Genomic DNA, 12,046 nt, shown 5'->3' with positions numbered 1-12,046 from the left:
AGCATATAGAAATATAAATTGACTATTTTATCTGAATTTTTTCAAGTATTAGTATGCTTTATTTTAGAAAGAAAATTAAATAATTTCTGTTGATTAAATTGTTTAATTTAATCCTAAACGGTACTTTATAAGTGAGATCTGCAAATGGATAAATGTTCTGATATTGTATTTATACGCCCTTGTCGTTCTAGATATGAAGATGAAAAAATACTTACACCTGAGTACGCATCACAGCTGTTTTTTAAAGAAAATAAAATAGTTCAAATTAACTTAGATAACTGTTCCTTACAGAGGATGGAAAAGTTGTCATCAACTGCTACTTTGGATGATGTACAAAGAGTTGGGCTTTTACCATTAGTTAAATTATTAAACACAGCACCAGTATGTTTAACTGCAATTGGATTGAATGAAATGCCTGATTCATGGGTTGAAAAATCCATCAAAGCTTATCAAAATTTTTGTCGCCTATTTTGGCCAAGTCATGTTGATGATCCAGAAGCAACGTTTAGAGATTACTCTTCTGATCCTGAGAAAAATAAAGTTATTTTTAAAAGTTTACCAGATGATTCTAGAACAGTTTATGGTTTTCATTATGTGTCCATGCTTCAGATACAAAATATCAGATTAAATTACAAGTGTTTTAGCCCTGAAAAAAAATTTGAGACATACCTTTATAGTATTATTAATTTCATTGGTATTGTTAGTGCTTATGATCTCGAAATTGCTAAATATGCTTTCTGGAGTATTGATTCGAACACTATTAATAAGTTACCAGAAAAAATCAAACAACGGCGACAATATATAAAGAAAAATTTTTTGAGAAATGGAAGTAGTTTAGAAAAATGTCGCAATCATGCTTTTGATGCTGCGATGGATCTGCATTGGTTAACAGGAGCAAATTTATCAGAGGATATTAACTTAGATATTATCATTGGAGACAAAAAATTTCCTGTAGAGAATTGGCTAGGGACTAATGATCTTAAATTATACCATATAGCAAAGGATATTTATCATATATATCATGAGGGTGCAACAATGAAAAGACTAAGTACAGTTAGAGAAGATGAACTTTCAGCATTTCCCTATTGGAAAAATGTCGATCGTCTTGCTCTAGATGTGCTTGGATTCAGAGAACAATCAACTAAAGGTACTCCCTCAAATTTTACTGAATGTATAGATGTGGCTGTAAATTTTATTGAAAACGAATTATCAAGCTATTTTGATAACACTAATGAAAAATAATTAGATAGATAATTCCTTTTAAACCAATTATCTTGTTTATATGATTTGGTTAATAATTAAAGATGTTAAAATGCGAACATCAATACTTAAGGAAATCAGATAATAAGGCTTTCTGCCTTTTTATTGGTTAAAAATTATAACAAACACCGATCAATCAGTCCATTGTAATGAATTTCAATTCAGACATAGTATTATCATCTACAGTTGTAACATTGATTTTACCACCATAAATATAACGAGCCATTACATCAGCAACCCAATTTCAATTATTTTATAAGATATACCAGCATTAGCTGCGGTTTTTGCTGTTAGATTCCATATCAGCCGTCTGAGTTATCTCCATTGACAATTAACTCCATACGTTAATATTGTATATACTGCGCCAACATCCAATGATACATACAGATTAAAGTTAGTTCCGGTATCAAAATCATAATAAATGTTAATCATTAAGTTATTCATACTTGGTTTTATTTGTAAATAATAATTATCATCTTTGGTGGTACATCGGCATCCTCATAACTAACATGCTGAGCATTGGTATGTTTGTTTAGACTCTCTATCAAAGTAACTTCATAAACACTTTTTAAAATCGATTGCTTAATTGGTGTATCTACATCAATCGCTAGATTTTTTAATGTAGGGAGTAATCTCTGATTCAATAAGCAATAAATAATTTGAATATAAATGTTTTGCAGATTCTCTTATAATAAGCTTTAATCGGAATGACATATGTAAGGAGATAGTTATGAGTAAGCTGGAAAACAAAATAGAAGCACAGCACCGCTGTTTATTTGATGTACTCAATGCCCAAAAATATACTGTTGATTATTTTCAGCGTGAATATAGCTGGGAACAAAAGCATATTGAGCAACTGGTGACCGACTTAACTACAGCATTTATGAATGAATATACTAAGGGTGATAGTCGTTCTGACGGTACCAATTATAATAACTATTATTTGGGCCCTTTTGTAGTCAGCATTAAAGAAGGTGGTAAACGTAGTATTATTGATGGGCAACAACGACTCACCTCACTGACACTATTACTGATTTATCTGAATAATTTACAAAAAGAGTTAAATATAGAAGAAAAAATAGAGCCTATGATTTTTTCTGAGCACCGTGGGGACAAGTCTTTTAATATTACGGTTGATGAGCGTATCACTTGTCTTAATAATCTCTTCACTACAGGAATGTATACGATACAAGATAATGATGATGCTTCAGTCTGTAATATGGCTCAGCGTTATCAAAATATTGTTGAAATATTCCCTGATGAATTAAAAAATGAGGCATTCTCTTTTTTTATTGACTGGCTCAAATACAACGTCATTATGGTCGAAATTATTGCTTATTCTGATGAAAATGCTTATACCATTTTTGAAACTATGAATGATAGAGGACTAAATTTAACGCCATCAGATATGCTTAAAGGTTTCTTGCTATCTCATTATAAAAATACAGATAAACGAAAAAAAGCGGATGATCTTTGGCGTCAATCGATGTTACGTTTGCATGAATACGAAAAAGATGAAGATTTACGTTTCTTTCAGGCATTACTTAGAGCTCGATACGCTCAGACAATTCGTCAAGGGCAGGTAGGCGCTCAAAATGAGGATTTTGAAAAAATTGGCACTCGGTTTCATAGTTGGGTTCGTGATAATCTGGCAATTATGAATTTAGACCCAAAAGATCATACCAGTTTTGAACGCTTTATTGAGCAAGAATTTCAGTTTTACTTGCGGGCTTACCTAGAAATTTTAGCTGCCCAATGGACTTTTACTCCGGCACTACAGCATGTTTATTATATTGATTGCTGGGGAATTGCACCAACATTAAGCTATCCTTTAATGTTAGCTCCTTTACTACTAGATGATTCTTCTGATGTTGTGCGAAAAAAAATAGATTTAGTAGCTCGTTATATCGAACTGTTTGCTGTACTACGTACTTTAAATAATCGTCGATTTGCAGCTAGCTCAATCCGTTACACAATGTATACTTTGGTGAAAGAGATTAGAGGGAAATCATTATCGGAACTTAAGCTCATTTTAAGTCAAAAAGCAAAAGAAATTCCAGAAAAATTTGAAAATTTTTATAATGTAGGCCTTTATAATAATAGAAACTTTATTAAATTTTTGCTATCTCGTATTACTGCGTATATAGATAATCTCGCTGGGATAAATACAACTTTGGAAACATATTGTTTTCCAGAACAAGGGAAATCTTTTGAAATTGAGCATATTTGGGCTAAACAATTTACACAACATCAAGATGAGTTTGCACAAGAATATGAATTTGAAAACTATCGCAATAAGTTAGGCGATTTAATTTTATTGCCTAAAGGAACAAATCAATCCTATAGTGATATGGAATTTGAACAGAAAATGCCTCACTATTTAAAAGAAAATTTATTAGCAAAATCTTTATGTGAAAAAACGTATGAAAATAACCCTAATTTCACTAAATTGATAACAGAATACCATTTACCATTTAAGCCACATGATCAATTTAAAAAAGCTGATATAGATGCTCGTCAAAAACTATACCAAACTATTTGTGAGCGTATCTGGAATGGTCAGTTTTAAAAATATAATAAGAATGTGTTTGCATATTTTGAAATCCGTTTTTAAATTTAGGTAAGTATATTATCTGTTAACTTAAGTTAATCACTATTGTAAATTACCAACAAAAGGAACTCATCAATAAATTCACTCTACAAAGTTTACATTAAAACTTTGTAGAGTTATTAACTAATTATTCAAGGTTTATAAATTACTTAACATACTGTATTCATTAGTTATAGAGCTTCCATTATAATCTTCAACAAACTACTCACTAGTATCATAAACATAAGAACATAAAGTACCACCTTGTTGAAAGGCAATATTATGTCTATATTTTTAAAATCAAAGCATTTAGCTAAACTACCAAGCTTTTTCAGCAAGAATAGTTCATGTTTTATGTTCAAAATCAATTTCACTTCATCTTGCAAGTTTTTGGCTCACTAGAGCTCTCAAATATTAATAAACAGAGCTGTAAAGGTAGTTTAATTATTAAACTACTTTTGGATTGATTAATCCGTTTAGGTAAACTCAAAAAGCAATTTAAGCTCTAAAAGTGGGACAGAGGTTAACTAGCTGCTTATTGACAATGCCTCGTTAACTTTTGCACCGTATTGAAAGTGAGAACGCCTTGTTGAATAGCATATTCACTTTAATTTGCAGTTGAAGTCCTGAAGCAAGCTCTGATTCGATAGTTAATATTTTGCCATTTAACCTACATGTGCTAGACAAGAGCTTAACACCTAATTCTACTAAAACAAGCGAAAGTCATACAGCTCTTAGTTAGAGGAAAAAAGGAAAAATATAGGATAATTAGCTTTTTATTTTATTATATACTTATATAGATCAATAAATTGAAATGTTTATTCGATTCCGCGTCCAGGTGCTAATTCCAAAAAAGACACCAGCTTAAAGCCTAGTTTTTTATGTCTAAAACCTTTTCCAAACTACCTTTCAAGGAATTTTCTTTGTCAACAGACATCAACTGAGATTACCCATATCAAGTGCAAAATCGGATACAACCCCAGATAAAAATATCTTATTGATTAATAATTAATTATTTTATAGCAATAGGTTAAAGTTTATTATCTATACCGTATACGGGAATAGATAAAATAAAGTATCTCTTAATATAGAAAACTTCTTTTAAAAATCCGGGATCTTTTTAGCTTGTTTTGCAAGGCCACTAAAAATTGCATCACTAATATGTAAAGGGTGATGGTTTGGTAAGAGAGATTTGATCTGTGAAATAACACTAGGCATGAGCGATTTAAACTCAATAAACATTCCTCTGGCCAGATTTTCATCTAGTCCAACGTGTTGACCCATCGTAATAAAATATTGATGGTTACAATAAAGTCCATTCACAATGAATTATAATTAACCTATAAAATACTTAGTAAATTTTTAAATTCATGGAATGTATAAGCTTTTAATAATTGTTTTGTCATGGCTTTATCATCAATTAAATTTAATATTAGATCATATAAATTATCTGTAATTTCATTATCAGTTTTCGATATTGCAAGTAAAAATATAAAATTACATTTTTTATCTTTCTCCCATTGTATCCCATTCGGAAATATAGCAACTGATACTCTTGATCTGTTTGCACTCATTGTCATAGAATGAGGTATAGCAATGACATCATTAATCAATGTTGTCTGTAAGCTCTCTCTTTCTAACACACTAGACACAAAATCCGCTGAGACAATATTTTGTTTTTCTAGATCAACTGTCATTTTTACTAATAAGTCTTTTTTAGATAATTTATCAGTGTCAAAGTAATAAAAATTTTCAGGATTAAAAAGTTGCATAACATTATTATTAATTTGATCATCGGTTAGATAATATTTTAAATCATCAATTGCCTTATCTATATTTGACATATCAATGTAAGCAGTGGGAGTATTTTCTTGAGTAAATGGAAGTGTGGTAATTGTTAGATCTATGTCACTTATATTTGCTAATTGAAATTCAGCATAGGAGTATGTTTTTTTTATATTAAATTTATTTGGGAATTTTTTATTTATTTTTGATTCTATAATTTTACTCATCGCAAAGCCACCACCACAGACGATAATCACATTAAGCTGTTGAGTTTTTGCTTTATGTCTTTCAATGGCGCCAGCTATGTGTAGTGCTATATATCCGACTTCATCTTCAGAAAAAAAGATATTGTATTTTTTACCAATTACGCCTAGATGGGTTAAACTTAAACTATAGGCAAATGGGAAAGAATTTATTATTGTAGTGAGTATTGGATTTTTTCTTTCTTTATCTATTGAACTAATTTTAATAAAATTCTCAATATGGTTAACTAAATCTTCAAATAAGATCTCATCTTTTGTCCAATTAAGATTAGATGTCTCATATATTGATGTTAATAATTCATCAACGATGATCGACGATTCAGATGGGTGATTTTTAGGGTTTTTGATTAATCTAGGTACATTAATGGATAAAGTTAGAATAAAATAGTTGATTTCATTAATGGGTAATGTGATTGAGAATGCGTTTTCTATTTCCTTAAGAAATGAATATATTGCATCTAATGCATGATCCATTAACTTTGGAACTTCAATGGATATTTCATTAATTGTTAACCCTTCTTTTACTCTAGCTATCGCCAATGCAATAGTCGATATTATATTTTTATGATAAAAATCAGAGTCCAATAATTGTAGAGAATATAAGTGTTTTGATTCTAATGTATTTAATAAATCTAAATCAATATTTGTTAAAAATAACTTTTCTAAGTCCGTGAATCCAACCAAATAAGATTGTAAATCGTTAATCAAAAATAAATCTAATATAGCTTTTCGTTTATCGTATTCTGTGCCAATAACTTTAAATCCAGTATTTGTATTATTAATTAGTTTTAAATTATAGTTTGATAATGTTTTACGTATATTTTTCAAGTACATATATAATGTATTTTTGCTTATACATAAATGTTCCATTAATTCATAAACGGAATAATATTTTAGCTCATTCAATAATAAAGCGAATAAATAATTCTGACGTTCTTCTAAAGAGCCTAATAAACTATAGCCTTCAGTTTTATTAAAATTACCCCACCAGTCGATGATTTTTTTTTCATCTTCACAATCTAAGATATAACCTTTTTGTCTTATTAATTTTATTTTGGCATTTTTATCAATTAAATAATCATTTAGGTTAGAAATGTCCGTGCGAATAGTTCGTTCAGACACATTAATTGTCGACGCAATATCTTTAATTAAGATGGGCTCTTTTTTAAGTAAAAAAAAATCAAATAAATCATCTAACCGTTGGTACGAAAATTTACTCATAGTAATAAGAGACCTCATTTAAAAAATCACTACCAATATGATATTACTTCTAGAAAAAAAGATAGTACATTAATTTTCCAAAATAAAATGAAAATGTATGGATATGCTTTTTCATAACATCTCTTATTATATTAATTAATCCATTTTATTTAATTAAAGGTACTAAGGTAATGAATCTTTCAGAAAATAATATTTTTTTGAATTTAAACGTAGAAAGTAGAGATGAGTTATTTGATTTTTTATCAAGTAATGCTTTTAAACATAATTACGTCAATGATATTAAAAAAACTATGGAAGCATTTATCGATAGAGAAAAAGAATCATCGACAGGATTGATTGATGGATTTGCAATTCCTCATGCAAAAGATGACGCTGTTATTACTCCAACTGTATTTTTTGCAAAATTAGCTAAACCGATAGAATGGGAAACATTTGATGAGAGTAATGTTCAATATGTTTTTGCCTTATTCGTGCCTAAAAATGAGGCTGGCACTACCCATATTATGATGATAAGTAAACTAGCTACTGCTTTAATGGAAGATGATTTTAAAAATGAAATAAAAGCTTCAACAGATATAAATAAAATTATATCACTAATCAGTAAGGAAATGACAAGCGAGGTATTAGTATGAAAATTGTTGGTATTTCAGCCTGCCCAGCAGGACTAGCGCACACACCTATGGCAGCTAAAGCATTAGAGAATGCAGGTAAAAAATTAGGTTATGATGTAAAAATTGAGCAACAAGGATCTTTAGGGCAAGTTAATAAAATTTCACAAGCTGAAGTTGATGAAGCTGATTTTGTTTTAATAGCAACCGATCAAAAAGTAATAGATATGGATAGATTTAAAGATAAGCCTCAATTAAAAGTTAGTATTGCCACTTGTATTAAAGCTCCTGAAGCAGTTTTAAAAAAATGTGTGAATATCATAGAAAGTAGAAAATAACTAAATAAGAGAAAATTAATATGAAAAAAATAATGTTTGAGTTGAAAGGGCATTTGATGAGTGGCATTAGTTTTGTTCTACCATTAATTATCGGAGCTTCTTTAGTAATTGCTATTCCCAAAATGATAGCATTATCTATGGGTATTACTAGTCTAGATATTTTTAAAGATAGTTCTGGTTTTGAGCACTCTCTTTATTTGATAGAACAAGTCGGTTGGGTAGGTATAGCATTAATAAATACAGTATTAGCTGGTTTTATTGCATATTCTATTGGTGATAAGGCTGCAATTGGTGCTGGATTTATTGGTGGAGCTGTTGCTAGTTCAACTAATGCTGGATTTTTAGGTGCGGTGATTGCTGGATTTTTAGCTGGCTATTTAGTTAAATTGGCAAAAAATAAAATTCATCTACCAGCTTCATTTTCAGGCGTAATGCCACTGGTTATTCTACCTTTAATTGCTACTTTATCTGTAGCTATCATTATGGGAGCTGTTTTATCTGAACCATTATCTTTGATTAATACAGGATTAGTTAATTGGATCAGAAGTATGATAGCGAATGATGTCAGCCAATTATTATTAGCTATTATTCTTGGGGGAATGATTGCTTCAGATTTAGGTGGCCCAATTAATAAAGCTGCATGGATGGCAGGAAATGTGTTATTAATTGAACAGATTTATATGCCAGCAATCATGGTTAATATTGCTATTTGTGCTGTTCCTATGGGATATGCTTTTGCAACATTATTCCATAAGAAAAAATTTAATGCTGAATTATTAGATGCAGGCCGGAATAATTTTGTGATGGGATTTATTGGTATTACCGAAGGTGCAATACCATTTACTTTAGTAAACCCATTAAAGTTAGTACCAATTAATATTATTGGTGGAGCTATAGCATCAGGTTTAGGGGTTTTATTAGGGATGTTTGACAAGATGCCACCTGTTGGCGGTGTTTATGGTTTCTTTACTGTCGGAAATGGCTGGGCATATTTACTAGGTCTATTTGTTGGTGCTGCTTTCATCGGTTTTTTTGCGCCATTGTTTGTTAACTTTAAAAGAGATGATGAGCAAGAATTAATAGATATTGATGATATTGAGATCAGCATTGAAAATTAAACTTAATTTAAATTAAATAGGCCAAGATAATGAAAAAAGTACATGTAGTTCCACATACTCATTGGGATAGAGAGTGGTATTTCACAACTAGTCGCTCTAAAGTATATTTGATGCATGATTTTAAAAGAGTCATTGAATTATTAGAAGATGAAAATGGATATGATTCATTTTTATTAGATGGTCAAGCATCTCTTTTAGATGATTATCTCAAATGGAGACCACAAGATAAACATAGAATAGAATCACTAGTAAAAAAAGGTAAGTTAATTATAGGTCCTTGGTATACTCAAACAGATCAGTTAGTGATATCTGGTGAAAGTATTATCAGAAATATGCAATATGGTATGAGAATTTGTAGTGAATTTGGTGGATATATGCCAGTTGGTTATGTTCCAGATTCATTTGGTCAATCGTCAAGCATGCCTCAAATTTACTTAGAATTCGGCATTAAAGATACAATGTTTTGGCGCGGAGTTAGTGATGATGAAGTCAAAAAAACAGAGTATAGATGGAAAGGAGAAGATGGTTCAATTGTAAATGTATTCCAAATTCCTAGTGGTTATTACATTGGCGGAGCTATTCCTGAGGATTCGCAAGAACTAGCAACTTATTTGAAACAAGATCCTTTTAAAAAAACATGGGCAAGAAGTTCAACTAATCATGTTTTTTTCCCTAATGGATTTGATCAAGCTCCACCAAGAGAAAATCTATTAGAATTAATAGCTAGAATGAATGAATTATATAAAGATGAGTTTGAATTAGAAATATCTACTATAGAAAACTATATAAATGCTATAAAAAATGAAAATCCGGACTTAGAAGAAATTAGTGGTGAATTAATTAATGGAAAATTAATGAGAATTCATAAAACTATTTTTTCTTCAAGATCAGATTTAAAACAGTTAAATACACAAACTCAAAACTATCTTGTTAATATAATGGAACCTATTTTAAGTATTTCTATGTCATTAGGTTTCGAATATCCAGTAGAAACAGTTCGTGAAATATGGAAATTGATGTTTGAAAACGCTGCGCATGATTCGATAGGTTCGTGTGTATCTGATTCGGCTAATGAAGATATCTATATGCGCTACAAACAAATTAGGGATATTTCGGAGAACTTGATAGAGCTTACAATGAGAAATATATCGATGAGAATTGATAATTTTTCTGGTAAAGAAATCACTCTAACTGTATTTAATACTTTTAATAAATCTAGAAGTGGAATTATTGAAGCAGATGTTTATTTACCACAAGAAGATTTTAGAATATTAGATCAGCAAGGTATGGAGATTCCCTATACAATTTTAGAATTAGTAGATCAGACAAAATATGTTCTTAATCAAGGAAATATTCTTAACCCAAGTAAAAAAATATATATTCCAGAGAAAGTATATAAAGCAAAAATTGCGTTAGAATCATCTAATCTACCTGGCTTAGGTTATAACCAACTAACGCTAGATTTGAATGGTAGTACACATAAAAAAATCAAACAAAAATCTACTAATGTAATTGAAAATACTTACTATAAAATTACTGTGAATAACAATGGTTCTTTAGACATTTTAGATAAAAAATCAAATGTAACCTATAAAAATCAAGCTATTATAGAAGATAATGGTGATAATGGGGATTCCTTTAATTATTCGCCTCCGGTTAACGACTTAGTTGTTTATTCTACAGATTTTTCACCTACGATAACGATAAAAGAATCAGATATCGTTAGTATGGTTTGTATAGATTTTGAAATGTTAGTACCTAAAAATCTACAAGAAAGATCACAAAGAAAATGTACAACTTTATTACCAATCACATTAAATTTAACCATTAAAAAAGACTCTCCTGTAATTGATTTTTCATTACAAGTAGATAATACATTAGTTGATAGCCATCGAGTATGTGTATCTTTTGATACAAGTATTGCATCTAAATTTTCAACGGCAGATCATCAATTTGGTGTAATAAAAAGACCGGTTCTATTTGAAAAAGAAATGAGCTTATGGGAGCAAAATAAAAACTCTTGGAGTGAGCAACCTATAGCAATCGAAACTTGCCAAACTTTTGTAACTTTATCTGATGAAAATAAAGGGGTTGCAGTCGTACCCAAAGGTGTTCGAGAATATGAAATCATTGGCGATGATTACAGTATTATCCGATTAACTATATTTAGAACATATGGTTTTATGGGAAAAGAGAATTTAATGTACAGACCAGGACGAGCTTCTGGTGAAACAACTATTAAAACTCCTGATGCCCAATGCCATAAATATATGACATATTCGTTTTCGGTTTTTTATTATTCTGAATCATTTAACTCTTCAAATGTTGCGGAATTAGCAAAACAGATATTATCACCAGTTCAAGTTTACCAAATAACAGATTTTTTAAACTCAAGATTAATATTTACATTATCAGATGTAGATAAAACACTTCCTGTTACTTTTAGTATGCTGGAAACCAGTGGAGATTTAATTTTAAGTGTTATAAAAAAAGCTGAAGAGAGACCGGGTTATATTTTAAGATTTTATAATGGTAAATATAAACAGATTAGTCATTCAACAATTAAGTTTAAGCATAAAATTAAACTAGCTGAAAAAGTTAATCTTCAAGAACATTGCTTAGATAATATAGATATATTTAATAATAGTATTGATATTAAAGGTATTGAGCATGCTAAGTTTGTTACGATTTATATCGAATTTGAAAATAAATTTAATAAAGCGAATAAAATTTAGCCAATATGGATGATGTTGGCTAAATTATTTATATATATATTATCTAAAATAATATAAATCATAATAAGTTTATTTATGATATTGAATTTATTTTGTAACTATCCCCTAAAATAGTACAGCAAAAAAGT

Annotated in this window: 7 protein-coding genes; 6 read left to right on the top strand and 1 reads right to left on the bottom strand. The window is 29.8% G+C overall.

Features of this window, described 5'->3' with window-relative positions:
• Positions 1–144: 144 nt before the first annotated feature.
• The gene (locus AC5LXI_RS01940) at positions 145–1,242 is read left to right on the top strand and encodes a hypothetical protein (protein ID WP_493443299.1); all 1,098 of its coding nucleotides are present in this window, start codon (positions 145–147) and stop codon (positions 1,240–1,242) included.
• A gap of 748 nt (positions 1,243–1,990) precedes the next feature.
• On the top strand, positions 1,991–3,829 hold the full coding sequence (locus AC5LXI_RS01935) for a GmrSD restriction endonuclease domain-containing protein (RefSeq protein ID WP_493443298.1): 1,839 nt from the start codon (positions 1,991–1,993) through the stop codon (positions 3,827–3,829).
• A gap of 1,361 nt (positions 3,830–5,190) precedes the next feature.
• Here the strand turns inward: AC5LXI_RS01935 and AC5LXI_RS01930 are convergent.
• The gene (locus AC5LXI_RS01930; RefSeq protein WP_493443297.1) at positions 5,191–7,119 is read right to left on the bottom strand and encodes a BglG family transcription antiterminator; all 1,929 of its coding nucleotides are present in this window, start codon (positions 7,117–7,119) and stop codon (positions 5,191–5,193) included.
• A gap of 170 nt (positions 7,120–7,289) precedes the next feature.
• On the opposite strand from AC5LXI_RS01930, the gene AC5LXI_RS01925 reads away from it, so the two are divergent.
• From AC5LXI_RS01925 to mngB, 4 genes are read left to right on the top strand one after another with little or no spacing between them, the layout of a single operon-like run.
• Positions 7,290–7,751, top strand: a complete 462-nt coding sequence (locus tag AC5LXI_RS01925; RefSeq protein ID WP_493443296.1) for a PTS sugar transporter subunit IIA — start codon at positions 7,290–7,292, stop codon at positions 7,749–7,751.
• Complete coding sequence (locus AC5LXI_RS01920) at positions 7,748–8,065, top strand: PTS fructose transporter subunit IIB (protein ID WP_110434806.1); 318 nt, start codon at positions 7,748–7,750, stop codon at positions 8,063–8,065. The genes AC5LXI_RS01925 and AC5LXI_RS01920 overlap by 4 nt, the downstream gene beginning before the upstream one ends.
• A gap of 20 nt (positions 8,066–8,085) precedes the next feature.
• The gene (locus AC5LXI_RS01915) at positions 8,086–9,183 is read left to right on the top strand and encodes a PTS fructose transporter subunit IIC (protein ID WP_493443295.1); all 1,098 of its coding nucleotides are present in this window, start codon (positions 8,086–8,088) and stop codon (positions 9,181–9,183) included.
• Positions 9,184–9,209: 26 nt separating this feature from the next.
• Positions 9,210–11,918: a mannosylglycerate hydrolase gene (gene mngB, locus AC5LXI_RS01910; RefSeq protein WP_493444232.1), complete on the top strand. Its 2,709-nt coding sequence runs from the start codon at positions 9,210–9,212 to the stop codon at positions 11,916–11,918.
• The last annotated feature ends 128 nt before the right edge of the window (positions 11,919–12,046 follow it).

The sequence above is a fragment of the Gilliamella sp. LMG 34361 genome (genome assembly GCF_984569075.1).
The sequence above is the reverse complement of the archived record's forward strand: the minus strand, read 5'-3'. Positions and strand labels throughout refer to the sequence as shown.